The following is a 26,371-nucleotide window of genomic DNA, read 5'->3' on the forward strand; positions in this document are numbered from 1 at the left end:
TTAAACCCTTGAATCCTACTCAACAATAAAAGCGAAACCCATGGCAATTACTGACTGGCCTCTTGATGAACGCCCGCGTGAAAAATTGATGTTACGCGGCGCACCAGCCTTGTCCGATGCCGAATTGCTGGCAATTTTTTTGCGTGTCGGGGTCAAGGGCAAGACGGCGGTTGACCTCTCCCGCGAACTGCTGCAAACGTTTGGCAGTTTACGTCAATTATTTGATGCAGACGCACAAAATTTTTGTGCAACGCACGGGATGGGGGAAGCCAAATACGTGCAATTGCAAGCGGTGTTGGAAATGTCCAAACGTTACCTCAGCGAAAAGATGCGGCGTGGGGACGCGCTAAGTGACCCTGAGGCGGTACGTTTTTACCTGACTTCCAAATTGCGCGATTACCGTTTTGAGGTATTCGCCTGTTTATTCCTCGATAATCGTCACCGGGTGATTCAGTACGAAGAGCTGTTTCGCGGGACGATTGACGGGGCAAGTGTACACCCGCGTGAAGTGGTGCGCCGTGCGTTACATCACAATGCAGCGGCCATTATTTTCGCGCATAATCACCCTTCCGGCGTTGCCGAACCCAGTCAGGCGGATGAGCGCATTACCCAAAAGCTCAAAGATGCTTTGCATTTAATTGATGTTAGGGTGTTGGATCATTTTGTGATCGGCGATCAAGTAGTCTCGTTTGCCGAACGTGGGTTGTTGTAGAATAACCGTTTACCACCATTAAAAAAGGATTTATCCCGTGATTACAGCCGAACAGGAACAACAAGTCAGCGGCGCAATGGAGCTGCTGAGCGCTTATATTGCGAACCCGCCGTGGGAAGAGTGGATGGTTGAAGTCTTCTCCGATGCGATTGCTTATGCCGCTGAAATGCTGGAATTATCCGGCGACGAAGTGCTGGATTACCTTGATGAAGAACCCTTAGGGCAAATGGCGCATTCGCATGTGTTTGAGCATTTTGTAACGACCGAAACCAATGAAGACGGCGAAAGTGTGCTGGAAGCCTTTATTCGCGCCCGCGTGCAACAGGAAGATAAATCGTTCGCCTGTCAGTATTTGGATGCGTTTGCACATTCCGAACTCGCGTTGTGGGAAGTGTTGGGCAAAGTCGGTAAAAAAGTGGAAGTGCGCCGCTTGGGTTCAGATGAGCCAAGCGTGTTGGCGCAATTGGATGCGACCAATATTCCCACCAATATTTGCATTGCGTCGCGTTTATTGAAGCTGCCGAATGAGCAGAATATCTTCAGCTTTGGGATGTTGCCGATTGAACGCACTGAAGCGGAAGAGATTTTGGCGTATTTGGCGCAAGTCCGTGCCGAAATGCTGGAAACGGCGCAAACCGAAGTACAGGATCACGAAGCGGAAGACATTGAAGCGGCAATTGTTGAAGAATTGACCGATGTGATGTTCCATGAAACGCTGACAGCGTGGATTGGTCAAGGCTTTGAGAGTTAAACAAAGAAAAAAGCCACCGATTTGAGTCGGTGGCTTTGGATGTTTTTTTCTAATTTTAATGTTGTGTCATTATAATAACTTGTCACAACATGGTTTAGTGCTTGTATTCCTCCTAGCTGGCGTCTAATGCGCTCTCCAGTACAAGCACTGGGGAAGATTATAGGGGCTGAGTCGCGGCCTGCCTACTGGCACCAAGACCAGCTTGTACAAGGGTATCCCCTAGATGCGATTTAGAAGGGAATATCATCGTCGAAGTCTTCAAAGCCACGACTCGGTGCATTGTCTGCTGGCGCAGAGGGTGCATTGCCACCGTAACCACCGCCATTACTAGCGCCTTGATTACTGCTGCGTTGCGCGGGGGCGGCGGATGAGTCGTCGTAATTGCCCGAACCCATGCCGCCGCCGGGACGCCCGCCCAGCATTTTCATATCGGTGGCGTTCACTTCGGTGCGGTAGTGTTTTTGCCCATCTTTTTCCCACGAACGGGTTTTCAGGCTGCCTTCGACGTAAAGCAATTGGCCTTTGCGAACATAATCACCAACGACTTTGGCTAAGCCTCGGTAAAAAGTCACGTTGTGCCATTCAGTGGCTTCCTTCTTCTCGCCGGTATTTTTGTCTTTCCATGATTCACTGGTGGCGACACTGATATTGGCGATTGCGTCACCGCTGGGCATGTATTTCATCTCAGGGTCTCTGCCCACCGTGCCAACCAGAATGACTTTGTTGATACCATTTGCCATGTTCGTTCCTTATGTCAATATTTCGCGAGATTCTACGCTGAAGCGGGTGAGAATGCATCCAAGCCCGCCTGATCGAGTGCGGTCTTGTCGATTTTCAGATAAGCGATGCATTCTTCGGCGGCGAGTGCAACTTCCTTTACGCCAGCGACAGCCAGCAATTCGGTATGCAAGCGTTGCGGGTCAGAAAACAGCAACGGATCCAGCTTCAGTATTTTACTGGTATAAAAAGTCGGCTGAGGCAATTGCAGCGCGACTAATAACCAGATGCCCACCACCACCGCACTGAACAGGAATACGCCGGTTGCGCCCCATTCATGATTCACCATGCCGCCGAGAGTACCGCCTGCAAAGATGCCTAAGAACTGCGAGCTACTGAAAATCCCCATCGCGGTTCCCTTGGTATTAACGTCGGAATATTTAGCCACTAACGACGGTTGTACCGCCTCCAAAAAGTTAAAACCAATGAAAAACAGCCAAAAAGCGACCAGCAACCACACGATCTGAGCATGACCGGCTGCCATGAGTAATTCGGCAATAATCAGTAAGACGGTGCAACCCAGCAAGAGCGGGCGAATCTTGCGCTGTTTTTCCGCCATAATAATCAGCGGGACAGACAGCACGAATGAGCCAATGAATACCGGCAAATACACCTTCCAATGCTCCGCCGTCGGCAGCCCCAATTCGTGGGTGAACAGGGTGGGCAATACCAAAAAGTTGGCTGTCATCACCAAATGCAGGATAAAAACCCCCACATTCATGCGCAATAACGCCGCATTACTAAGCGCTGTGCTGAGGTAGCTTTTGATGATACCGGCGTCACGGTGTTGCAAGGTGCGCGCGGGGTTGGGAATCACGAATACCACCAACGCAATCCCCGATAGCGCGAGCAGCATGGTTAACCAGAAAATACTGGGAACACCACCCACTTGACTGACAATCGGCCCCAGAATCATTCCCAGCATGAAGGACACCCCAATGGTTAGCCCAATCACGCCCATGGTGCGAATGCGGTGTTCTTCGCGAATCAAATCCGCCGCCAGTGCCATCGTTGGCGCAGCCACCGCGCCCATGCCTTGAATCATGCGCCCCAGCACGATGAGCCACATGGATGACGCCAGTGCTGCAATCACGCTTCCCAGCGCAAATACCAACAAACCACCGATAATGACCGGCTTGCGTCCGACTTTATCCGAAAGAATGCCGAGTGGGATTTGGAACACCGCTTGCGATAAACCGTAAATGCCAATGGCTAAGCCCGCCAACGCGGGGGTGGAATCCGGGAAGGTTTCTGCATACAGCGCGAATACGGGCAGGATCATAAACAGACCCAACATCCGCACCGCATAAATCGCAGCAAGGGAGGCGGTGACGCGCCATTCCAGACTATTCATAGGTTTGTTACCGCTCTACAAAACAAAGTAGGGACATATAGTAGCGGTTTTCGCCGAGGATGAAACATCCCTCACAACGTTATCATAGCGATTTGACTTTGAACTTACGCCCTTTGATCTTGCCATTCAGCAGGCAATTCAACGCTTGTTTGGCAGCGCTACGCTCGACCGCAACGTAGGCGGCGTATTCCAATACGTCGATTTTGCCGACCGATTTACCATTAATGCCATCTTCGCCGGTGAGTGCGCCGAGGATGTCGCCGGGGCGGACTTTTTCCTTGCGCCCCGCCGCAATGCACAGCGTGACATTGCTGGGTTGAGTAGGGCTGAGCGCCGCTTTGGGCAGGGCGGAAATCACTTCGTAGTCCAGTTCGGTTTTCTGCGCAATGCCAATGTCAGCCAGTTTGTGGCGTTCGGCATCGGTGAGTAGATTGAGTGCCATGCCTTCCTTGCCCGCGCGTCCGGTACGCCCGATGCGGTGGATGTAAATGTCGGCATCGTGCGGTAATTCGTAGTTGATGACGCAGGGCAGGTCTTCGATGTCCAACCCGCGTGCGGCAACGTCGGTGGCGACCAGCAAATTGAAGCTGTTGTGTTTGAATTGCACGAATACTTCGTCGCGGTCACGCTGTTCCATTTCGCCGTGCAAGGCTTTGACGCTGAAACCGAGTTGGCTCAAATGTTCGGTGATTTCGCGTACGCCGACTTTCATATTGCAGAAAATCACCGCCGAACGCGGTTTGTAATGCGCCAGCAAGGTTTCGAGTGCGGCCAGCCGTTCAGTTTTATTGCACAGGTACGAATACTGGTTAATGACCCCGGCGGTATGCAAGGCTTCGGCTTTGACTTCGATCGGGTTGCGTTGGAATTGCGCACTCAGGCGTTTAATGTCGTCGGGGTAGGTGGCAGAAAACAGCAGGGTCTGGCGGTGTTTCGGGGTAAGGCTAATGATTTTGCCGATGTCTTCCATGAAACCCATTTCCAACATGCGGTCGGCTTCGTCGAGCACCAGCGTGTGGATTTGGTTGAGTTCGATGGTGTGTTTGCCGATGTGGTCGTTAATGCGCCCCGGTGTGCCGACAATGACGTGTGCGCCGTGTTCTAGGGAAGCGGCTTGCGGAGCAAGGGGTTGCCCGCCGGTTAAAGTCACGACTTTGATATTGGGCTGGTAACGTGCCAAGCGGCGGATTTCGGTGGCGACTTGCGCACTGAGTTCGCGGGTCGGGCAGAGTACCAAGGCTTGCGCGGCGAAATTTTGCGGGTCTAGTTTTGCCAGCAAGGTAATTGCAAACACGGCGGTTTTGCCGCTGCCGGTTTTGGCTTGCCCGATTAAATCAGCGCCTTGTAAAGCGTGGGGCAGGGCTTTGGCTTGAATCCCCGTCATCAGTTTGTAACCCAAGTTGCCCAGATTGGCGAGTTGTTGGGGGGGGAGGTTCAAATTCGCGAAAGAAGCGGGCATGGGGTGGCTCTTGGGGTCAGGGGTTAAGGCCACATTATAGCGGATTTTACCGCAAAACGCCCTTCTCCCCGCGCGCGAGAAGGGCGTGAGGCATTATTCCTTGCCTTGCAATGGCGCAGCCGCGCAAATAGCAGCAGAAACACCCGCACTGTATTGCGCAAAGTTTTTGTGGAACAGTGACGCCAGATAGGTCGCCTTGGCGGTATACGCCGCTTTATCCGCCCACGTGGATGACGGTTCTAAGACGTCAGACGGCACATCCGGGCACGAAACCGGGATGTTCAAACCGAAAATGGCATCGCGGCGGGTATCCACCTGATCCAAATCCCCATTCAGCGCGGCATTCACCATGCTGCGGGTATGGTGAATGTTCATGCGTTTACCGACGCCATAGCCGCCGCCGGTCCAGCCGGTATTGACCAGCCAGCAAGACACGCCGTGTTCGTTGATTTTCGCACCAAGCAAGTCCGCATACACCGAGGGGTGCAACGCCATGAAGGGCGCACCAAAGCAGGTGCTGAACGTTGCGGTGGGTTCGGTCACGCCTTTTTCTGTGCCCGCGACTTTGGCGGTGTAACCGGAAATGAAGTGGTACATCGCTTGTTCGGTGGTGAGCTTGGAAATCGGTGGCAATACGCCAAATGCATCGCAGGTCAGCATAATAATGTGTTTGGGGTGGCCTGCTTTGCCGGGGTATAACGCGCCCGGAATTTGCGTAATCGGGTAGCTGGCGCGGGTGTTTTCGGTGAGACTATTGTCATCCAAATTCAGCTTGCGGGTCGCTTGATCCATCACCACATTTTCCAGCACCGTGCCGAAGGTTTGGGTGGTTTTGTAGATCATCGGCTCTTGTTCTGCGGACAAATTAATGACTTTGGCGTAACAGCCGCCTTCCAAATTGAATACGCCGTGATCGCTCCAGCCGTGTTCGTCATCGCCGATCAGGGCGCGATTCGGGTCAGCCGAGAGCGTGGTTTTGCCCGTGCCGGATAAGCCAAACAAAATCGCCACATCGCCCTCTTTGCCGACATTGGCAGAAGCGTGCATCGACATAATGCCGCGCTGTGGCAACAAATAGTTGAGCACCGAGAAAATGGATTTCTTGATTTCGCCCGCGTAGTGCGTGCCACCAATCAGAATCAGCCCGCGTGTCAGGTTCAAGAGCACGAATGCGCCCGAATGCGTGCCGTGCTTTTCCGGGTCGGCTTGCATATCGGGTACGTGGATGACGGTGAATTTGGGTTCGTCTACGCCTAAGGTGCGGTTCAAGTCGTCGGGGCGAATGAACATATTCCGCGCAAACAGGGCGTGCCAAGCGTATTGCGAAATAATGCGTACCGGCAATTCGTCGGCTTCGCTTGCACCAGCCAGCAAGTCTTGGACGAATAATTCGCGCCCTTCCAAAAACTGAAGCGCATCCGCCAATACTTGGTCGAATTGTGCTTCGGTGAGTGCTTTATTGACTTTGCCCCACCACACTTTATCGTGTGAGCCAGCGTCATCCACAATGAATTTGTCATTGGGGGCGCGACCCGTAAATGTACCCGTGTAGGCGACAAAGACACCAGCTTCGCTGATTTTGCCTTCGCTGCGGTTGAGGGCTTGTTCGTAGAGAACCGGGGAGGATTGGTTCCAGTAAAGTTTATTGGTGTTTTTAAGCCCCAACGTACTGGCAAGGTGTTGTGCCAGTGTAGCAGTTGTACTCATATTACGCCTCCGGTAGCGCCGTATAGTGTCGACAATGTGTCATGTTCACGGTAAGAAGGCAAAGAATAATAGCGCACGATGTTGACTATTAGAATACATTTGCGCGTAAATTTACTGATAAATAGCAATATTGTCGACATATTAATGAATGCCTGTCGACAATGCGGGGTTGTCTAAGGTTTTCTTGAAAAATCCGGCAAAGTTGGCGTGCTTTTTGTGCTGACTTGCTGATTCATTGTGATATTCTCACGCAATGGAAAATTTTTACTTAAGTCAAACACGTTTCGATACGTTTCCGCTGGATGAGCGCTTACTGGCTTCGTTGGCAGAAGCGGGCTTTGAGTTTTGCTCGCGCATTCAGGTGGAAACCTTGCCATTGGCCTTGGCAGGGCAAGATATTGCCGGGCAAGCCCAAACGGGTACGGGGAAAACGGGCGCATTCTTGGTCGCCATTTTTCAGCATTTGCTGACGAATCCGCTACCGGATGCAGCAGCGGGCAGTGTGCGTTGTTTGATTCTTGCGCCAACTCGCGAATTAGCGATTCAGATTGCGCGGGATGCGGAAGAACTGGGTAAACACACCGGCTTGCGTTCGGTGCTGGTCTACGGGGGCGCGGGTTACGACAAACAACGCCGCCAGTTTGAAGCACCCGTCGACGTATTGATCGGCACGCCGGGGCGCATTATCGACTATTACAAGCAGCATGTGTTTACGCTGAAGCACGCGCAAGCGTTGGTCATGGATGAAGCTGACCGTATGTTTGACATGGGTTTTATTCAGGATGTGCGCTATTTGATGCACAAATTGCCGCCACCGGCAAAGCGCTTGAATATGTTGTTTTCCGCGACCTTATCGCAGCGCGTGTTGGAATTGGCTTACGAGCACATGAATAACCCGCAGCAGGTGAAAATCGAAACCGAATCGGTCGGCGCGGACAATATCGCTGAACACGTGTATTTTCCGGCAAATGACGAAAAAATTCCGTTGTTGATTGGGTTAATCCGTAAGCTTCAGCCGTTTCGAGCGATTGTGTTTGTGAATACCAAGCACATTGCTGAAAAGATTGACGATTATTTGCGGGCGAATGGCATTACGTCCGATTTGATTTCCGGCGATGTGCGCCAGAATAAGCGCGAAAAGCTGTTGCAAGCATTTGAAGCGGGTGATTTTCAGGTATTGATTGCAACCGACGTGGCGGCACGGGGGTTGCACATTCCTGATGTGTCGCACGTATTCAACTTTGATTTGCCGCAAGTGGCAGAAGATTACGTGCATCGCATTGGGCGCACTGCGCGTGCCGGTGCGTCGGGCGAAGCGCACAGTTTTGCGTGTGAAGATACCGCGTTTTATTTGCCAGATATTGAAGCGTATACCGGCAAGCCGTTGCCAGTTGCGCGGATTAATGCGGAATTGCTGCCAAGTGACTTGCAGCGTCCGCCGCGCAGTCAGCGTGAACGCGTTGCCCATCACGGGCAAGACAATAATCGCCGTCAGCAAGGTGGCGGTGGTGAACAGCGGCGCAGAAAACCCCGTCCGCATCCTAACTAACAGGTTATTCATGGATACTTACGCAAAGCGCTTACACAATCCTTTCAATGGCGTTTTGCAGGTAGTGGCGAATGCGCAGATTCGCGCCTTAAGTTTTAATGGTGTGGACTGGGAGCTTCAGTTTAAATGCACCACCCCGCGTGGTATCGGTTATGCGCGAATCGGCCGTTGGGAACGCAGCGCCGGTTTCAAACCTTTTCCACTCGACCCCAGCATTGACCGCTCTGCGGTGGAAGCCGCGCATGGGGTGATGGTCGCCGCGCTAGAAACGGCGCAAGTCCCCTTGCCACAAGACGATTATTACGAATTTTGGTTGCTGGAAGACAGAACGCGCCAGCCATTGGCCTTATTAGCCAGTTGCCGCCAGCCGCAGGAAATGCGCCAAGCCACCATTCACCCCGCATGGAAATGCATCAGCGCCAGCCAATTAGAGTTGGACAATACCCCCGAAGAAGCGCGGCGTGGGCTGCCCCCACTCAGTTACCGGCTGGAGCAGCAGGTGAAATATTGCGCGGGGCAAAATCCGCAAGCGCAATGGTTTGTGCGGGCAGCCGATGGCACTGGGCTGGCGTTGAATGCCGCTGGTGAGGTGGTGAGCGACGTGCTGGCAGCGAGTCATTTTCCGCCGCTGTTATTGCGTGAAACCTGGGCAAAAGTGGCAGAACAAGATTTGTGCGCCCGTTACTTACAGCGGCTTGCGCCCCGTTTATTGACCTTGCAGGCATTATCACTGGAAAGTCGCGAGCGGGTGGAGCAATTGGCGAGTCGTTACGCGCAGGAAGTGGCGGCACATTTTCACCTATATCCCGCCATCGCGGATACCCAGCGCATGACCGCATTGCGGGTGGAAGCCCGTTTGCGCAGTGCTTGTTTATGATTAACACCCGGCTGCAAGCATCTCTGCCCGATACGTGCTGTAAATGCTGCTCGACGCGGTATAAGGCCAGGTAGGCCAATCCACACCACCGCTGTGCACCAGACTCCCGCTCAAACCCGTTTGTGATGGCAAGTTATTGAACTTTACCCACACCCTGAAATTACCCGCGCCGTGTATGGCTTCTGCGGTCTTGAGCATCGCAATGAGCGCCAATTTCGCGGTGTTTTTGGTCTTTTGCCGCCCGGCAACGGTTGCGCCATTTAAGGTGTTAAATGCTGCCATATCCAGTGTGAAGGAATATTCAAACACCCCGCTGCTGGTGTAACGGTCAAAGTTGTAAATGTAGGGAATCGTGGTCGTGCCATTCACCAATAAGTTGATGTTTTGATAAGTGCTTGTTCCACCTAATACTTGGTGCAGGGTTTTGGTTTCGGAAAAAATCCCTTCCATCAAGCTGGCTAAGGGGATGCCGAATTCAGCCTCCATGAGCTGCTCGTCTAAACACACGTAGCCGCTTTGCGTGCGTTCGTAAGGGATAAAAAATTCGGTATATTCGGAAACCGTGGCTTGCACGCTCGCTGTCGCAGTGAGCAGTAACGCACTGGCTAATAATTGTTTCATGGTGTTGCCCTCGCTGATAGAAATGCAGCATAGATGCGTGCATCTCTTTAACTATAGTGCAGTTGGGCACTGCATGAATGGAATAACACGGCCTATTTTTTGTATAAGGTGTCTTGCCACACCAGCCCAACACTGACCCGATCATCGGTTTCCGCCAGCGTATTGTCTTGGGTATACGCCAGCCGTGCTCCCACCTTTTTGTTGAACTGCCAATTCACTTGCACGGTTTCGCGCTTGGGGTTGGCATCGGTGATCAGCTTGGCTTCATCGGCTAACACTTGTGCACCATTGCCGCCAAGGTCGTTTTCCAGTGACAATTTTTCCAGCCGGTAACTGAGCTTTAGCTTGCGCCATTCCAAACTGGGGGTGACTGCATAGGCCAAGTGATCGCTGTCATAGTTGGCGGTGCGGGTGGTATCCGACAGCGTACCGCTGGATTGCGCTTGTGCGGCTTCGTAACGCAAGCCTGCCTTGATGCCGTGTTTTTCCGGGGCGGATAGTGCAAACCAAGTGCCAGCCATGCGGGTGTCGCCGCTGAACTGCACATCCGTCAGGGTAACGCCGCTGGGTGTGTGAGAATGGTCGGTGGAAAAATAGCGGTCATCGCTACGTTTAGCCGCATTTGCCTGCATCGCCCATGCGCCGCCGTTTAAATCCCAGCCTGCGCGTTCGTGGTTGAATTTGGCGTAAATATCCTGCGCCCCTTCGCCCTTGCTGGCAGGGAAAAAGTCACCGTTCCACACTTCGACCCCGACTTCGGTATTGGCAGTGGGGTTGCCCGCGACGCGCACGCCCGTGTCATGAATACTTCTGCCCCAAAACGCATCTGCCAGCAAGGTGCTTTCGGCAAAGGTGTCAGTGCTGGGGTGATGGTGAGCTGATGGCGTAAACGCCGGTTCTAGCAAACCTGCGCTCAGGGTAACGGGTTTGGGCGTATTCGGTTGGTAATCCAGCGTTAGGTTTTCCAGTTCAATACTGGTTGTGCCGTCATTGTGTACCCCGGCTTTGGCGCTGACGGTGGTGCGTTCGCCCAAACGGTGTGAACCCCACAGGATAGCATCATCCAGCTTGCCGCCTTTTTCAACGGGCAAGGAATGCCCACCCATCATCACGCCGGGAATGCGCCACAGCCCGTCACTGTCTGCCGCGCCTTGCGAATGCCACGTCATGCTGGCAGCCGCGCCGACTTCGGTGGTCGTGGTCGGATCAGGCGTGTGCTTGTGTTCGTCGGTGTGAGCGAATACCGCCAATGGTGAGATCAGTAAGGCGAAACTTGTAACAGTGCGGAGCATGGCTTATTCCCAAGGGTTGGCAAAACGTGGGTTGGTCACAAAGTCGCGGTCGGTGAGGCTTTCCAGAAAGGCGACCATATCCTGTATTTCCTGCTCAGTCATACCGATGGGGCGGATGAAACTGCTCTTGTTGGGGTTCAGCCGCCCATCCCCGGCATTCGCGCCGCTGGTGATATTGCGCCCGCCATCATTGTAATGGCGCACCACCTCTTCCAGCGTGGCAATGCTGCCATCGTGCATATAAGGCGCGGTCAGGGCGATATTGCGCAAAGTGGGTGGACGGAAACGCCCCATGTCTTCTGGCTTAGCGGTGATTTCATAAATGCCTTCGCCGCCTTCGGGGTAGCCACCTTTGCCGTCAATATTGTATAGCCCATTGTTGAAAAACACCGCGCTGGCGAAACTTTGGGTGCGATCAAACGACGATTGGGTGAAATTCATACCATCATGGCAATGGAAACACTCGGTTTTCTCATCGAAAAACAGCCGCATCCCCCGTAGGGCGGGAGCAGATAAGGCGGTGGTATCGCCTGCTTCATGCTTGTCAAACGGGCTATTGAAACTGTTCAAACCCCGCCCAAAACTCGCTAACGCCTTGACCATATTATCGAAATGGATCGGGCTGGCTTCCCCCGGAAACGCTTTGGCAAACAGGTCGGCGTAACGCGGTTCGGCTTTGAAGCGTGCGAGAACGGCGTCTTTATTGGCGTCGTTGATGCCCAGTTCCACCGGAAATTCGCCGAACATCGGCACAGGCGCTTGTTGTTCCAAGGTGACAGTGGTGGGATTTCCCCAATTGACGGAAGCGTTATAGGCAATATTCACCAAGGCTTGGGAATGACGTGGGTGCATTTCACCCGTTGACCCCAACGGGCGGATAGCGCCATCCGAAAATGCTAAGGATTGCACATGACAAGAAGCACAGGCTTGCGTGCCATTGCCAGACAAGCGCCGGTCATAAAACAGGTGCTTGCCGAGTTGGAATTTCTCTTCGGTCAGCACGTTGGTGATGGGAACGACCGGCAGTGGATAATCCGCAGGAATGTTCCAGATAAAATCACGGCTGGCGAAGGTTGTACCATCGCCAGTGTTAATAGTCGTGCGGCTGTCCTTTTCTGGGCAGCCGCTCAACAGCAAGGCGCAGCCCGTGATAAGGGCTACGCTCGCGGTGGTCTGTAAAAAATTGATTGGTTTCATCCGTTACTGAATAGAGAATGCCTGTTGTGAGCCGGGGGTGGTACTGCCAAGGCTGTGTGCCAAACCAAGATTGCCGAAGATAGCGGGGCAATCTTTGTCGTCTTGTCCAGACATACAGCCAATGGCGCTACCCGTGTCAATGTTGATGTTCGTTCCAGCGATGGTTTTGGCATAATCTAGCACGACCGTGCTTGTAGTTGAACCGGTGACTTTAAAACCATCCAATTTGACGGTGGGGCGGTTGGGGCTGGTGCAAGTAACGACTGCGCCGATGGTTGGGTCGCCAGAACAGCCGGTAGAACCCAGATGCAGGTTGAAGGTTTTGGTGGTGGTGCTATCCAGTTTTGTCACCAAGGCGGTGGGGTTAATATCCAAGCGCATAAATTTGTGACCAGACTGCCAAGCCCAGAACATCCCCGCCCGGTTGTAAGGCGCACGCGAAGTGCTGGCGTTGTGGTGGTTGGCAGTGGAAGGTACACCGACTATAAATTCAATGCCCGTGACAGTGGCGGGGTCAACGGCTGCTTTGAGTTTGACTTCTTTGTTGGTGGTTTTGACAGCGCCGTTACAGGAATCCGTTTTGTCTTGGAAATCTAACATCGCTACGCCGTATTGTGGGTCTTGGAAAGCGTTGTCATCTAAGGTGGTGCTGACGCTTTTGCCATCACTGGTTTTCAGCATAATGTCGTGGATGTAGAAGGCAAAATCACTGACTTTACCACTATCACCGGATGAACCCAGCCCGGTCAGGGTGGCATCGCAACTGATGCTGGTTGTTCCGGCTTTTGCTGCGAAGGGGATAGTCAGGCTAGTGGTGGCGGCGGTTGCCGCTACTGCGGTGGAGGCAGTGCTGGTGGTGTCACTGCTGCTAGAGCCGCCACCGCAGGCAGTCAAGAATAAAGCGCCAGCCACAGCCAGTCCGGTTTTCAATGATGTTGTTTGGTTCATGCGTCCACCTTTTGGTTTGATAAATGTCAATATTGGTTTGTGTTCCTGGTATAGCAAATGTTGTGCCAGATGATTTTTTGTTTTTTATTAAATACTTGAGTTTTTATCAATGAGATGGGTGTGTGAAATAACACGTTTTTCTGTGTTATTTCACACACTTGATCGGCGGGATGTGAGGGAGATATTATTTGCTGGTCATAGATGCTTTTTGGAGACTAACCACTTGCGTCCATTGTTCTGGGGTCAAAACGGTTTGCATGTGGTCGCGGCATTTGGTTTTTTGTTCTGCTAAAGCGCGGCGCATCGCTGCCATTTCATCAAACTGTTTCATCAGATCGGCTTCACTTGTGCCACTCATGGACGCCTCTGCGAAGGCTTGTTCGGCGGCGACGATTTTTGTGACCACTTCAGCCGCTTTGGAATTGTTTTCGTTGAACCAGCCATCGACTTTGGCTTTTTGTTCGTCATTCAATTTAAGGGTATCCGCTTCTTTTCTAATGATGACCATGTAGTTAGGCATCGGATTAGCGTGCATCATGTTTTTCATGGTCGCTTGTTTCGCGGCAGCTTCGGCATCAATCGGCACGGCTGCGGTAGCCGCAGGCATGGCATGTGCTTCAGTTGTTTTGGCGGCATCATCGGCAACAGCTACGCCAACAAGCGCGGCGGACAGCAATAGGTAACTGATCGGTTTCAACATGGGGTTTCTCCTGATTTAAGGTTTGTTAGGTTTATTTTAGGGGGACTTTCAAGAGTATGAATGTGATGAATGCTCATTGCATTGCGTATTGTCAAGCCAGTTTAGACACTTCCACGCGCTGCGTATCAGTCACGATCAGCCAAGCGCTCAAGTTCTTGAGTGCTGAAATGCTGGGCAATTGCAAATAGCCTTGCACTTGCTGAATGCCTTCCTGTTTCTTGGCCTCCCAACCTTTGTCACCATCGCCTTTTTTGTTGTATTTCAGCTCAATCAAATGCTGGAAGTTGACCTTAAGCACAACTCGCGGATCACTTGGTTGGGGATGGTGAAAAATTGTCCAGCCAACGAATCACGTTTTAAGGTGATAACCCCCCTGTAAGCCAGCAGGCTGATGAAATCGTTGCGGTCAAGACACTCCTTGTCAAAGTCGAGCTTACGCCGCTGGGTGGCTTGTACTTCACCTGCATTCAACAATTCATCCAGCACCGCGAAATTGTCATCACGGTTGCCGATGGTGAACAGCTTCATGATTTTGCCGTAGTCTGAGGCGATATTCTCATCCAGCATCGGCTTGGGGTATTCACAACGTTTGCGGTCAAAATTTTTGACGAAATACAGCAGCATATTGGCATTATAAACGCTTTGCTCTGCCTTGAGATTGAAGCGGTAGCCGTTGTACCAAGCACGGGTATCACTCAGCAGTTTTTCCAGCGATAAATGGCAGGTATCCGCCAGCGGTTGCAATAGGGTGATAACTTCTGCTTCGGTAAAGCCCACTGCTTCATTAAAATCTTCATGCAGCGACAAATTCACACCAATATTAAAGCCACTGGTCATGCTATCGAGCATTACTGGCGTAACACCCGTGACAAACAGCCGGTCAAGTGTGCCGCGCTGAGTGGCAGTTTTCAGCACTTCGTAAAAACTGCGTACAAACCCGCCTTTGCCCATGATTTTTTGGAACAGTTGCAGGTCATCCGCGAGAATGGTGTTGGCAAAGTGGTCGTATTCGTCGATCAGCAGCAGGAATTTCTGCTCACCAAGCAGTTCCACAAAGCGTTCCATTTTAGCAGCCGGGGAAGTTTTTGCCGCAATGTCTGCCTGCATGGTTTGAGGGAAGTGATAACGTTGCAAGAAACCCAACAGGTAGTTATTCCCGTTTCCACGCTGCTTGCAATAAGCGGCGTTCTAATATTAACAAGTAAAATGTGCTAGAAAATATGGCATATTCAATTACCCCTAATTTTGCACCTGATTAAAACATGGGTATATTATGAATCACTAATAAGATTTCTTAAGGGTAATGCACGTGCCACACCACCAAGCCAAAGGTCATTGTTTGACCTGTAGTATTCGACCCATCACTATTTTTGCTACTTTAGATACGGCAGAGGTGGAACAGATTCAGGCGTTTCAGCCTGCCATTATCCAGTACGCGCCGGATGAAATTATCTACCATCAAGGGATGGAAGCACATCATGCCTTCACTTTACGTCGAGGTTTTGTCAAAATTGTCAATACCTTGGCGGATGGACGTTCACACATTGTGCAATTGCTGCGTGATGGGGATTTTTTCGGGTTTGGTGGTTTGTCAGGCGTTGCTTACAAGCATTCGGCAATCGCATTGAACAATGTGGAAGTTTGCCGCTTGCCACTGGCGGATTTGTTAAAGCTCAAACACACGCACCCTAAAATTGAAACCGAAATGACCAAACGCTGGCTGGAACGTTTGCATCGTGCGGAAAGCATGTTAGTGGAGCTTGGCGCGAAAAAAGCGGCCGAACGTTTGGCTTCGTTTTTATTGCGCTGGTGTGCGGGGAATTCACCGGATACGTGGGCAGTCTTGCCCTTGAATCGCGGTGAAATCGGTGAGTTATTGGGCGTGACAATTGAAACAGTCAGCCGTTTTTTTGCTGACTGGAAACGCCAAGGGTTTATTGGTGAAGCTCGCGGCAACATCCAAATGCTGGATGCTGCCGGGCTACGTCAAGCGGTGGGTATTGAGTGATAATTATGCTGTTAGCAGCGCTGGCTGTGGCTTATTCAGCAACTTGCCATTCAGGTGCAACATTGTCCATAAGGTTTGGACTTGCAGCACCACCAACGGCACGAGCAGGAAGAAATATGCCAGTGAATTCTTTTCCAACAAGCCGGTACCGACCAGCCCAACGTGGATAAAGAAAAATCCCATCACATAGCCTGCCACGCCCGGACAAATCAGCGCAAATGACCCCGCACTCTTTTCTTTGCCGTGTACGTAAGCGTCAAAATAGCCCAGTTTCCGCATCACTGCATAACCGAGCACTGCAAACAGAATTTGCACGCTGAGCAATACGGTCAACAGCCCAAGGCTTTCAATCGGTTCAATGTGCAAGCCAAAGTTATGGTGCATCGCCATTGACAAGCGATACAACGCAATGCCGCTGACCGTGATGATCGGGATAATGATCCACAACGATACCGACGCTTCGCGATCAATGCCGTGTTCCAACATGGAACGAAAACCTAAAATCAATTTGGTAACGGCCAATAAGCCTGCGGTGCTAATGAATAGCAATGACAGCACCAAACCAATACCAGACGTCAACGGTACTGTGCTCATGGCAGCAGCGGCTGAAAAACCCACCCCAACCATGCCGAATGCGAAAATAGCTAACATCTGGCTCAAATTATTATTACGGCTGCAATCAAAATGCCCCGTGACCAACACGCGGCTCATGAATTCAATGAAAATACGCGCCGCAAACCAGCCTGCAATACCGAATGCTACAATTGCCAGCGGAAACAGGTATTCCACCACGCTCCACAATCCCGGCACAAACAGCGCACCCGCAATGAAACCGACATTAATTGTCATCGCAAACGTGAGCGGGATTGCCATCAATTGCACTTCCGAGTTGCTTTTAAGCAACTTCTGAAACGTCTCGGTGCGGCGGAAGTAGCGGTATTCGTTCACATTCCATACCAGTAAGCGCACGTGCAGCACCGTAAACACGACGGTTCCCACTAGCGCTACCGCCACCAATAATTGCAGCATGGGGTTGTTGCCATGCAGCACTGCTTGCAGCGATTCCCATGTCGGTATTGGCGTGCCTGGGTGCGGCGTCATGAACATCAGGTACATAAAAAAGGTAACAACTGCACCGCCTGCACCCAATGCCGATAAAAAATACAAGGGGGAATACGATTCCCCTAATTTGTGTCGTAAGTTAAACATAAGAATATCTCCTGTTAAAAAGTTAATATGTGATTATATTATTAATTACTAATGCAAATTGTTTTGCGAAACCACAAAGTTCAGCGCCGTTTCTGATTAAACTTCCATCAAATTTAGAAATATCAAAGTAAAACACTCGGAAAATACGCATTCTGGTGATCTGATCAACGTTATTGAGAATTCTCATGCTGAGTAAAATTGCTATCCTCGAAGGCAGTACTTTGTTGCTGCTGTTATTTTTGGCGGTTCCTGCCAAGCGTCTGTTTGGCTACCCCGAAGCGGTCACGTTGATGGGGTCGATTCACGGTGCGGCTTTTATTGCTTATGTGGTGACATTGGTTGCTTTTTTTGTGGGTAAACATTTGAATATCAAACAGTTGGGCTTGGGCTTATTTGCGGCTTTCATCCCGTTTGGCAGTTTCGTGTTTGAACACAAAGTATTAAAACCGCGTCAGCTTTGATGTGAATTGCGGAATTTCAATCGGCAAGCCCGCTTTCTTATGCTATAAGTCGCAACTTAGTTGCAAGTTAAGGATAAGCAAATGAAAGCAAATATCGCATTGGGTGTATTGCTGGCATCCGGTAATGTGCTGGCACTGGAAGTTGAACCGCTGTTGTATGTCGATTCGGTGATTTACGGCGATTCGGAAGGTGGTAATGCCGGAAGTTATGCCGGAGAAGCACTGGGTATTTACAACGTTCACAGTGACGGCGCGGGTGGGCATGAAGGCCATTCACACGGCGGATTGGAGCAGGGCGCACACATCCGCAGCATCGAAGCGGGGTTGGATTGGCAAGCCAACGATAAACTCGACGGGCGCGTCAAGGGTGTAATTTTACCCGAAGATGGCGAAGTGGAACTGGAAGAAGCATGGGCGCGTTATCGCTTGCCTGCGAACACCAGCGTCAAAGCAGGCAAGCTGCTGAGCGCCTTCGGTGCGAACAATATTCACCCGCACGAATCCGAATTCGTGCAGCAAAATTTGCCGGTGCAAATGTTGCTGGATGGCGGTTTGATTGAAGAAGGCGTGCAACTCGAATGGCAGCCGGAAATTGCCGGAACGCACTTGAGAACCGGCATAGAATTATTGGACGGCGGCAATCGTGGCGTTGCGGCGCAAGAAGATAGCGTTACCGGCTATCAAACCAGCAAAGGCGGCACCGCCAACATTGCTTATCCCGAACAGCCTGATTTCCCGCAAGTCAGCCATGTCTACGTTAAAGCTGAGAAAGAGCTGGGTGAAAAACATGCCATCAGCGGCGGTGGGTCTTACCTGCAATCCCGCCAGCACCAAGAATTGCATCAATATCACCCCGGCATCAATGATGCGGATCACGGTTTGAGCGGCGAAGCCACTTTGTTGAGCACTAGTGCTGGGTATGCACACAACGCGGGCAAGGTGAGCAACGTGGGCAATTTCAACGTGGCAGCCGAATATTTATACCAGAATAAGGATTTGACTCTGACTTTCCACGAAGATAAACCCAATCTGGTTGGGCAGCCACGCGATTTGCACGTTGACGGTTATTCGGTGCAAGGCCGCTACCAAATAGCCCCAAAATGGCAGGTAGGTTTGCGCCACGAACGTGTCGGTGGTAAACATGAGGCACGTCGCCCCAGTGCGCCGCCGTTTCCAACGCAAACCAGCTATTTCAATGACATGAAGCGTAATACCGTCGCGGTTACTTGGCAGCCCGCGAAGCAGCATCAACTGCGTTTGGAAGTAGCTCACAACAATTTTGATATTGGTGAGGACACTAATGGCGACGGACGCAGTGAAGCCGTGAACAAAACGTTTGACCAACTCATGCTGCAATACCAGTGGAGTCTGGATAGCGGGCATGACGGCGAACACCATGATCACTAACCCCCAATAAACCTGAGAGGCTTTTATGTTGAAAAAATTGTTATTACTCGCATTGTTGTGCTTGGGCTTGAACGCTGCCGTGTTTGCGGCTGAACTGAAAGTCGGCGACAGTTTGCCCGCGATTACGCTGAAAGATCAGCACGATAAACCCGTCACGGTTGCACCTGATGCACAAACGCTGTTGTTTACGATTGAAAAACCGGCGTCTGATTTGGTCAACGATTATTTGAAACAGCAAACCCCCGATTTCCTGACCAGCAAGCAGGCGTATTTTTTGGCGGATATTAGCGGTATGCCCAGCATGATCACTAAAATGTTTGCGATTCCGAAAATGCAGGAACGCCCTTACACGATTGTGTTGGGGTATGCGGCGGAAGATTTAGCTTTTATGCCGCGTCAGAAAGATCACGTTACCGTGGTTAAGGTCAAGTCAGGCAAAGTCGACAATATTCTGTTCGTGAAGGATGAAGCAGGTTTGGCCGACAATTTTTGATTTTTTTCAATGCGTGGATGTAAGGGTTTAGGCAGTTTGTCCGACGTGTTTTAGGTTATTATTTTATAAGTATGAAGGTGTTGATATGAATAAGTATCTCGTAATGGTAAGTTTAGCGGCGTTGCTGTCGGCTTGTGGCGAAAAAGCAGAAAAGGCGGCTGAAGCACCTGCTGCTATGCCTGCTCAGCAAACCGAAACCGCCGCTGCAACCCAGGCTGTTCCCGCAGCGTCTGCTGCACCGGCTGTTGATAAAGCGGCTTTGGTAGAGTCGGCGAAAGGCGCGGTGCAGTCCCTAGCAGGTACCCTCAAAGGCGAACTCGAAGCAGCGATGAAAGCCGGTGGTCCGGTAGCATCCATGAGCATCTGCCAAGAACGCGCTCCGGCGATTGCTAAAGCGGTTTCGGCTGAAAAAGGCGTAGAAATTACCCGCGTCAGCTTGAAAAACCGCAACCCAGTGATGGGTCAAGCAAATGAATGGCAAACAGCGGTGTTGAATGATTTTGAAGCGAAAAAAGCGGCAGGTGAAGACCCCGCAACGCTTGCTCATGCTGAAATTGTGAACAATGAGTTCCGTTTTATGAAAGCGATTCCGACGGCTGCTAATTGCTTGCAATGCCACGGTACTGAAATCAGCCCAGCGGTTAGCGCGAAGTTGACTGAACTGTACCCGCAAGACAAAGCGGTTGGGTATAAAGAAGGCGATTTACGTGGTGCTTTTGTTGTTGTGAAAAATCTCGCCCCATAATGCGGGCTGCTTGCCATGCCCTCTCCATACACTTAAAGTATAAGGTTAATATGCCGTTGCACCAGCGGTAAAACTAAGGAGAGGGTATGTCAAATATTAAGGGTAGGGGACACTGCCAATCCTGCCAAATTCGGCATTTGAGTATTTTTGCTCAATTGCCGATGGATAAGCTCATTGAAATACAGGCATTTCAGCCGTCTGTGGTCAACTATGCTGCCGATGAAACCGTTTATTATCAGGGCGATCATTCCCTTACCGCTTTTACGTTGCGCAAAGGCTTGGTGAAACTGATTAAAACCCTTCCCAACGGGCGCACCCAGATTGTACGTGTGTTGCGCACGGGCGATTTGTTTGGTTTCGACGGTTTTGCCGGAGAAGCTTATAATCATACCGCCATTCCCCTTAATGATATTGAAGTGTGCCGTTTGCCGTTAGCGGAATTGTCTGCGTTAAAAAAACAAAATCCTGAAATCGAAAACACCATGATGAAACGTTGGATTCAGCATTTGCGTGAAGCCGAAGACATGATGTTAGAATTGGGTGCTAAAAAAGCGGCTGAACGTCTGGCTTCTTTCCTGATTCGTTGGTGTGAAAATAGCAATGGTGGCTGGGTGGCTTTATCCTTGTCCCGCGCCGAAATAGGCGAACTCTTGGGCTTGACCATTGAGACCGTGAGCCGTTTTCTGTCTGATTGGAAGCGTCAAGGGTTTCTGAACGAACAACGCGGTAGTATTCAACTTGAAAATGTCGATGGCCTGCGCAAAGCAGTCTGCTCTAATGGGAGTTGTTAGCACATGAATCGGATGTCAGCAGAAGCCAGTCTCAATTTATACATCACTGCTGTGCATCCTTGCCCGTATTTGCCTGATCATCAGGCGGTGAATTTGTTGGTCGACCCGTGTTACAACATGACGTCGGAATTGTACGGGCGTTTATTGGACAGCGGTTTTCGGCGCAGCGGCGGTGATGTTTACCGCCCACATTGTCGGCATTGCAGCGCCTGCACCTCTAGCCGGATTCCAGTAAGCAACTTCAAACCTAACCGTTCCCAGCGTCGCAATTGGAAACGCAACCAAGATTTACGCATAGTGGTGAACCGTAACGGTTTTAAGCACGAATACGCTGCTTTGTACCGGGATTATATCCAGCAGCGCCACGCAGGTGGGGGCATGGATACCGATAGCATGGATACGTTTGCCGGATTTTTGCTGACGCGGTGGTGCAACACCTTGTTGGTTGAGTTCTGGGAACAACAGCAGTTACTGGCGGTAGCGGCTGTTGATGAGTTAAGCAACGGTTTGTCATCGGTTTATACCTTTTTCGAGCCGTCTGCGGGTGAAGCACGCGGCTTGGGCACTTTTGCGGTGCTGTGGCAAATTGAGCAAGCGCGTCAATGCGGTCTGGCATTTGTATACCCCGGCTATTGGATAGCAGAATCGCCTAAAATGCGCTACAAAATTAATTTTCAACCCATCGAAGGTTTGGTTAATGGCATCTGGACGCCGTTAGCGGCTGATCAGGCCTAACTGATCAATCATTGTTTTCTGTTCATCTTTGGTTCATTGGCTTATGTTTATCATACATAAATTTTATGATAACTTACTGTTATTGGTGGGTCACAGGAAACAGACGATGATTAAGACATTTACCCTAAAAGCCATTGATCATGATCAGGCAACCCCGGAAAGTGGTCTAATCGCTTGGCACGTTGTCGATGAAAATAATCGCAAACGCATTGTGAAAGCGACAACCGAATTAAGCCGTCAAGGTTTCATTAAAACCGTTCGACCGCATCACGACCGCGAAATGCCGTTAGTCGAATTGCTTTCTTATTACGTCGAAGGTGAAAGTTTTCGCATCGACTTTGGCATGTTTAACGAAACGTTTGGTTATACGCCGCGTGAAGTCTTTGCTGCTTCGCAATCACAATCAGAAAGTGCCAGCAGTCGCATGAAACAGGGCATTCGCCAACTGTTCCACGTACCGTATTGAAAAAAGGCGCTTATTGCGCCCTTTTTGTGGTAACTACTCAGTAGCTATTAGTGCCTAAAGTGGCGCATTCCGGTGAACACCATCGCCATGCCGTGTTCATTCGCGGCGGCAATGACTTCTTCATCACGCACGGAACCACCCGGTTGAATCACCGCTTTGATACCTGCGGCGGCGGCGCTGTCGATACCATCGCGGAATGGGAAGAATGCATCCGACGCCATTACGGAACCCGGCACAACCAGACCCGCGTGTTCCGCTTTGATGCCTGCAATCCGTGCTGAATTGATACGACTCATTTGACCCGCGCCCACGCCAATCGTCATATTGCCTTTCGCATACACAATTGCGTTGGATTTGACGAATTTAGCAACCTTCCAAGCAAATTGCAGGTCGAGCAACTCGGCATCCGTTGGTTGGCGCGTAGACATGACTTTCAGCTCATCCAGCAGCGCAATGTCAGCCGTTTGCACCAGCAAGCCACCATTCACCCGTTTGAAGTCCAAGCGATTGGGAACGTCTTCACCCCACATGTCCACGGTCAATAAGCGCACATTTTTCTTCGCGGCGACCACCGCAACCGCTTCAGGCGAAACCCCTGGTGCGATAATGACTTCCACAAACTGACGCTCGACGATGACTTTTGCGGTTTCACCATCCAGCGGTTGGTTGAATGCAATAATGCCGCCGAACGCGGATTCAGGGTCAGTGCTGTAAGCGCGGTTGTAAGCTTCCAGCAAATTCGCGCCGATGGCAACGCCGCACGGGTTAGCGTGCTTGACGATAACGCAAGCCGGTGCGCCGTCGAATTGCTTGACGCATTCGAGCGCGGCATCAGTGTCGGCGATATTGTTGTAAGACAATTCCTTGCCTTGAATCTGGACAGCGGTGGCAATGCTGCCTTGTGGAGCGTTGTATTCCGCGTAAAACGCGCCCGCTTGATGGCTATTTTCACCGTAACGGCAATCTTGCTTTTTCTCGACTTGCAGGCTGAAAGTGCGCGGGAATGTCGCGGGTGCTGCATGACTGGCTTCGCCAACCCGTGCGCCGAAATAGTTGGCAATCATGCCGTCGTAACGTGCGGTGTGTTCAAACGCTTTAATCGCCAAATCAAAACGGGTAGCAGGGGTGATGCAGCCTGCGCTGGCTTCCATTTCCGCCTGAATACGCGCGTAATCGCCGGGTTCCGTGACGATAGTCACGTGTGCGTGGTTCTTCGCACTGGCGCGTACCATCGTGGGGCCGCCGATGTCGATGTTTTCAACCGCGTCTGCAAAGCTGCAACCGGGTTTGGAAACGGTGGCTTCAAATGGGTAGAGATTCACCACAATCAGGTCGATACGCCCGATGTTGTGCTCTGCCATGACCGCATCATCTTGTCCGCGACGTGCCAAAATGCCGCCGTGAATTTTCGGGTGCAGGGTTTTCACGCGCCCATCCATCATTTCCGGGAAGCCGGTGTAGTCGGACACTTCGGTGACGGGTACGCCATTATCCGCCAGCAGCTTGGCAGTGCCACCCGTGGAGAGTAAATGTACGCCTTGGCTGTGCAGGAACTGGGCAAATTCCAGCACGCCGGATTTGTCGGAAACGCTCAGCAAAGCGCGGGTGACAGGCAAGTTAGAGGCAGTCGTCATCGTGTTTGAATCCTGAGGCGAAAAACACAGTATTCTATGCCGTGGGGTGATTTGCTGCAATGCCGTATGCGTTGGTTAAATAATCGCCATTAAACGCAACCCTAAGACAAATACCAGCGCGGCGGCTAAGCCGGTTATTGCACCTTTAATAAACAGGCTTTGGGAGCTTGCCGCGTATTTGACCACGCTTTTATCCAGCCTGTCGATCTGGCGGTCACGTTGCGCAATAATCAAATCGCGTTGGTGCAGGGATTCATCGCGGTGTTGTAGCTGTTGCTGGTTTTCTGTCAGGGTATTTTCCAAATGTTGGATGCGTAAGGTGAGTTCCTGTAAGCGTTCATCGCGGCGGCGGATATGCGCTTCTTTCGCCACAATGGTTTGGTCACGGTCATGCAAGCTGGTGTCGCGTTTGTTGAGTTGCGCGTCGCGGGCTTGCAGTTGCGCATCGCGTTGTGACACGGTGACATCGCGTTCGTGCAGGCTGGTATCGCGTTTCGCAATGTCGGTATCGCGCTGGTAAATTTGCTGATCACGGGCTTGCAACGCTTCCTCTTTGTGTTGCAGTTGCAGGTCACGCTGTTCAATTTGGGCATCGCGTTCGGCAACGGTAGCGTCACGCTCCGCCAGCGTTTCTTCGCGTTCGGAGAGGAATTCATCCCGATCTTGCACGATTTGGTCGCGCAGTTGCAATTGCACATCGCGTTCGGCAATGCTTTGGTCACGCAAATGCACTTCCAATTGCAGGTTACGAACTTGCTCATCCCGCGCGGCAATTTCGGTATCGCGAATTTGCAAGCTGCTGTCGCGTTCAGTGAGAAATTCACCCAAATTTTGAATGTGGCGGTCGCGCTCTTGCAGCGAAGTATCGCGTTGTTGAACGGTTTGGTCGCGTTCGGTCAGTTGGAAATCGCGTTCGCGCACGCTGTCATCACGTTGCTGAATCGCGGCATTGCGCTCAGTCAGCAGCGAATCCCGCGCATGAATGGTTTCATCGCGTTCCTGCATTTGCCCGTTGATTTGGGTAATGTGTAAATCGCGTTCCTTCAGGCTGTGATCGCGCTCGCCGATGGTGACATCGCGGCTTTGTACTTGCGAATCGCGCAATTGCAATTGCTTGTCGCGTTCGCGCAATTGCAAATCTTGCCCGCTGATACGGGTGTCGCGCTCCCGCAGGGAAATATCGCGTTCTTTGACGCGGCGGTCGCGTTCGGTAATTTGCACATCGCGCTCTTCGACCGTGCGGTCACGGCTGGAGAGGCGGGTGTCACGGTCGCGTAAATCTTCATCCGCTTTATTGATGCGCTCGTCACGCATCATCAGTTGGCGGTCGCGCTCATTGAGTTGGCTGTCGCGCTCCTGCAAGTGGTCTTCGAGTTCGCGAATGGTTTGCAGAAAATCCAGCCCTTGCTGGTCACGGCTGCGGATGGCCTCTTCCCGCAAGCGCAATTCATTGTCCCGTTCGGCAACGGTGCGGTCGCGTTCGCTGAGTTCGCGGTCACGTTGGCTGAGAGTGGTATCGCGCTTTTCGACTTGCTGTTGCTGAATGCCAATGCGTTGATCGCGTTCTTGCAGCAGCGTGGCTTTTTCTTTGAGCAAGACTTCGCGGCTTTGGATTTGCTGATCACGGTCAGCAATGGTGCGATCCCGCGCTTGCAAATGCTGGTTCGCAAGGTCGATGTGCGAATCGCGGGCGGCTAATTGGCGATCCCGCTCTGAAATATGGTTATCGCGTTCGCTGAGGTGCTTGTCGCGTTCCTTGAGCATTTTTTCCTGCTCCAAGGTTTGGCGCGTGCGCTCTTGTAATAAGGCTTCGCGATCCAGCAATTGCTGGTCTTTTTTGCCGATGCTGTCATCGCGGCTTTGCAGCAGTTTGTCTTTGCTCTGAATCGCTTGGTCAATGCGCGAGAGTGAGCGGTCTTTGTCTTCCAGACTGCGGTCACGCATTTGGATTTGCAGTTCTTTTTCCTGCAACAGTTTTTCGTAATGCGCAAGGTTTTGTTCAAGGATACTCAGGCGGCTGTCACGGTCACTCAGGATGGCGTCACGTTGTTGTACGGCACGGTCACGGTTGACGACACCTTCATCACGGCTACGCAGGGCTTTTTCTTTTTCTTCGAGTAATTGGTTTTGTTGGGTGAGCAGCTTTTCTTTTTCACCCAGCAAGCGTGCTAGGGTTTCCATGCGCTTATCGCGCTCATCAATCCGTGCGTCACGTACCCGAATATGCCCGTCTTTTTCCAGCAATAATCCCGCTATTTCGCGCAGGCGCTGATCCCGTTCCTGTAAACGCAAGGCTAATTCATCCACGCTGGTTTTCAAGGCTTGCTTATCATTAAGGGTCAGATAAACGTTTGAATCCAGCTTTTTAAAGATGTCGAGATCCTTTTCTTCCAATTTCATGATAATTCCTGAGCACTTCGGGGATACAACGACAGGAAATCCCTATCCTGGTTGCGAGATGAACAATGTTGAAATTGC

At 51.4% G+C, this 26,371-nt stretch carries 24 protein-coding genes and 1 pseudogene; 12 read left to right on the forward strand and 13 right to left on the reverse strand.

Annotation, left to right across the window (positions count from 1 at the left end; all coding sequences use genetic code 11):
• The first annotated feature begins 40 nt into the window (after positions 1–40).
• Both radC and L3K52_10305 read left to right on the forward strand, forming a co-directional pair.
• The gene (gene radC / locus L3K52_10300) at positions 41–712 is read left to right on the forward strand and encodes a DNA repair protein RadC (protein ID UOG90598.1); all 672 of its coding nucleotides are present in this window, start codon (positions 41–43) and stop codon (positions 710–712) included.
• Between the two features lie 37 nt (positions 713–749).
• Positions 750–1,463, forward strand: a complete 714-nt coding sequence (locus L3K52_10305; protein UOG90599.1) for a hypothetical protein — start codon at positions 750–752, stop codon at positions 1,461–1,463.
• Between the two features lie 230 nt (positions 1,464–1,693).
• Here the strand turns inward: L3K52_10305 and ssb are convergent, their stop codons facing one another.
• The 4 genes from ssb to pckA all read right to left on the reverse strand — a co-directional run bounded on the left by ssb (position 1,694) and on the right by pckA (position 6,760).
• Positions 1,694–2,203, reverse strand: a complete 510-nt coding sequence (gene ssb, locus L3K52_10310; protein ID UOG90600.1) for a single-stranded DNA-binding protein — start codon at positions 2,201–2,203, stop codon at positions 1,694–1,696.
• A gap of 32 nt (positions 2,204–2,235) precedes the next feature.
• A complete protein-coding gene (locus tag L3K52_10315) occupies positions 2,236–3,594 on the reverse strand; it encodes an MFS transporter (protein ID UOG90601.1) in 1,359 nt (452 codons plus the stop codon).
• An 82-nt stretch (positions 3,595–3,676) separates the two neighbouring features.
• Complete coding sequence (gene dbpA / locus L3K52_10320; protein UOG90602.1) at positions 3,677–5,053, reverse strand: ATP-dependent RNA helicase DbpA; 1,377 nt, start codon at positions 5,051–5,053, stop codon at positions 3,677–3,679.
• A gap of 93 nt (positions 5,054–5,146) precedes the next feature.
• Positions 5,147–6,760, reverse strand: a complete 1,614-nt coding sequence (gene pckA, locus L3K52_10325; GenBank protein ID UOG90603.1) for a phosphoenolpyruvate carboxykinase (ATP) — start codon at positions 6,758–6,760, stop codon at positions 5,147–5,149.
• Positions 6,761–7,013: 253 nt separating this feature from the next.
• On the opposite strand from pckA, the gene L3K52_10330 reads away from it, so the two are divergent.
• Together L3K52_10330 and L3K52_10335 are read left to right on the forward strand one after the other, a co-directional pair.
• Positions 7,014–8,309, forward strand: coding sequence for a DEAD/DEAH box helicase (locus tag L3K52_10330; GenBank protein ID UOG90604.1), 1,296 nt, complete (start codon positions 7,014–7,016; stop codon positions 8,307–8,309).
• A gap of 10 nt (positions 8,310–8,319) precedes the next feature.
• Positions 8,320–9,186, forward strand: a complete 867-nt coding sequence (locus L3K52_10335) for a hypothetical protein (protein ID UOG90605.1) — start codon at positions 8,320–8,322, stop codon at positions 9,184–9,186.
• Here L3K52_10335 and L3K52_10340 read toward each other — a convergent pair whose 3' ends face one another.
• From L3K52_10340 to L3K52_10365, 6 genes and pseudogenes are all read right to left on the reverse strand, one after another.
• Positions 9,187–9,807 carry a hypothetical protein gene (locus tag L3K52_10340; protein UOG90606.1) on the reverse strand — a complete coding sequence of 207 codons (621 nt, stop codon included), beginning with the start codon at positions 9,805–9,807 and terminating at the stop codon, positions 9,187–9,189.
• Positions 9,808–9,899: 92 nt separating this feature from the next.
• Complete coding sequence (locus L3K52_10345; GenBank protein UOG90607.1) at positions 9,900–11,099, reverse strand: hypothetical protein; 1,200 nt, start codon at positions 11,097–11,099, stop codon at positions 9,900–9,902.
• A 3-nt stretch (positions 11,100–11,102) separates the two neighbouring features.
• On the reverse strand, positions 11,103–12,296 hold the full coding sequence (locus L3K52_10350; protein ID UOG90608.1) for a di-heme enzyme: 1,194 nt from the start codon (positions 12,294–12,296) through the stop codon (positions 11,103–11,105).
• 3 nt (positions 12,297–12,299) lie between these two features.
• Positions 12,300–13,244 (reverse strand): metallo-mystery pair system four-Cys motif protein, encoded by a 945-nt coding sequence (locus L3K52_10355; protein ID UOG90609.1) that lies wholly within the window; start codon positions 13,242–13,244, stop codon positions 12,300–12,302.
• A 184-nt stretch (positions 13,245–13,428) separates the two neighbouring features.
• A complete protein-coding gene (locus tag L3K52_10360) occupies positions 13,429–13,944 on the reverse strand; it encodes a Spy/CpxP family protein refolding chaperone (protein ID UOG90610.1) in 516 nt (171 codons plus the stop codon).
• A gap of 91 nt (positions 13,945–14,035) precedes the next feature.
• Positions 14,036–15,081: pseudogene (locus L3K52_10365) on the reverse strand (AAA family ATPase).
• A 172-nt stretch (positions 15,082–15,253) separates the two neighbouring features.
• Here L3K52_10365 and L3K52_10370 point away from each other — a divergent pair.
• Positions 15,254–15,952: a Crp/Fnr family transcriptional regulator gene (locus tag L3K52_10370; protein ID UOG90611.1), complete on the forward strand. Its 699-nt coding sequence runs from the start codon at positions 15,254–15,256 to the stop codon at positions 15,950–15,952.
• Between the two features lie 3 nt (positions 15,953–15,955).
• Here the strand turns inward: L3K52_10370 and L3K52_10375 are convergent, their stop codons facing one another.
• The gene (locus tag L3K52_10375) at positions 15,956–17,161 is read right to left on the reverse strand and encodes a hypothetical protein (GenBank protein UOG90612.1); all 1,206 of its coding nucleotides are present in this window, start codon (positions 17,159–17,161) and stop codon (positions 15,956–15,958) included.
• 185 nt (positions 17,162–17,346) lie between these two features.
• On the opposite strand from L3K52_10375, the gene L3K52_10380 reads away from it, so the two are divergent.
• The 7 genes from L3K52_10380 to L3K52_10410 all read left to right on the forward strand — a co-directional run bounded on the left by L3K52_10380 (position 17,347) and on the right by L3K52_10410 (position 22,259).
• Positions 17,347–17,622, forward strand: coding sequence for a DUF3817 domain-containing protein (locus tag L3K52_10380; protein ID UOG90613.1), 276 nt, complete (start codon positions 17,347–17,349; stop codon positions 17,620–17,622).
• An 81-nt stretch (positions 17,623–17,703) separates the two neighbouring features.
• A complete protein-coding gene (locus L3K52_10385; protein ID UOG90614.1) occupies positions 17,704–19,029 on the forward strand; it encodes an outer membrane beta-barrel protein in 1,326 nt (441 codons plus the stop codon).
• 25 nt (positions 19,030–19,054) lie between these two features.
• Entirely contained in the window at positions 19,055–19,522 is a 468-nt protein-coding gene (locus tag L3K52_10390; protein UOG90615.1) for a hypothetical protein, read from the forward strand.
• A gap of 85 nt (positions 19,523–19,607) precedes the next feature.
• Complete coding sequence (locus L3K52_10395) at positions 19,608–20,267, forward strand: DUF3365 domain-containing protein (protein UOG90616.1); 660 nt, start codon at positions 19,608–19,610, stop codon at positions 20,265–20,267.
• An 86-nt stretch (positions 20,268–20,353) separates the two neighbouring features.
• A complete protein-coding gene (locus L3K52_10400; protein ID UOG90617.1) occupies positions 20,354–21,058 on the forward strand; it encodes a Crp/Fnr family transcriptional regulator in 705 nt (234 codons plus the stop codon).
• Positions 21,059–21,061: 3 nt separating this feature from the next.
• The gene (locus L3K52_10405; protein ID UOG90618.1) at positions 21,062–21,793 is read left to right on the forward strand and encodes an arginyltransferase; all 732 of its coding nucleotides are present in this window, start codon (positions 21,062–21,064) and stop codon (positions 21,791–21,793) included.
• 106 nt (positions 21,794–21,899) lie between these two features.
• Entirely contained in the window at positions 21,900–22,259 is a 360-nt protein-coding gene (locus L3K52_10410) for a hypothetical protein (protein UOG90619.1), read from the forward strand.
• A 47-nt stretch (positions 22,260–22,306) separates the two neighbouring features.
• Here the strand turns inward: L3K52_10410 and purH are convergent, their stop codons facing one another.
• Together purH and L3K52_10420 are read right to left on the reverse strand one after the other, a co-directional pair.
• Positions 22,307–23,875, reverse strand: coding sequence for a bifunctional phosphoribosylaminoimidazolecarboxamide formyltransferase/IMP cyclohydrolase (purH, locus tag L3K52_10415; GenBank protein ID UOG93994.1), 1,569 nt, complete (start codon positions 23,873–23,875; stop codon positions 22,307–22,309).
• 93 nt (positions 23,876–23,968) lie between these two features.
• Positions 23,969–26,293 carry a hypothetical protein gene (locus L3K52_10420; GenBank protein UOG90620.1) on the reverse strand — a complete coding sequence of 775 codons (2,325 nt, stop codon included), beginning with the start codon at positions 26,291–26,293 and terminating at the stop codon, positions 23,969–23,971.
• Positions 26,294–26,371 lie beyond the last annotated feature (78 nt).

Origin of the sequence: Candidatus Thiothrix sulfatifontis (assembly GCA_022828425.1) — a bacterium.
GTDB lineage: Bacteria > Pseudomonadota > Gammaproteobacteria > Thiotrichales > Thiotrichaceae > Thiothrix > Thiothrix sulfatifontis.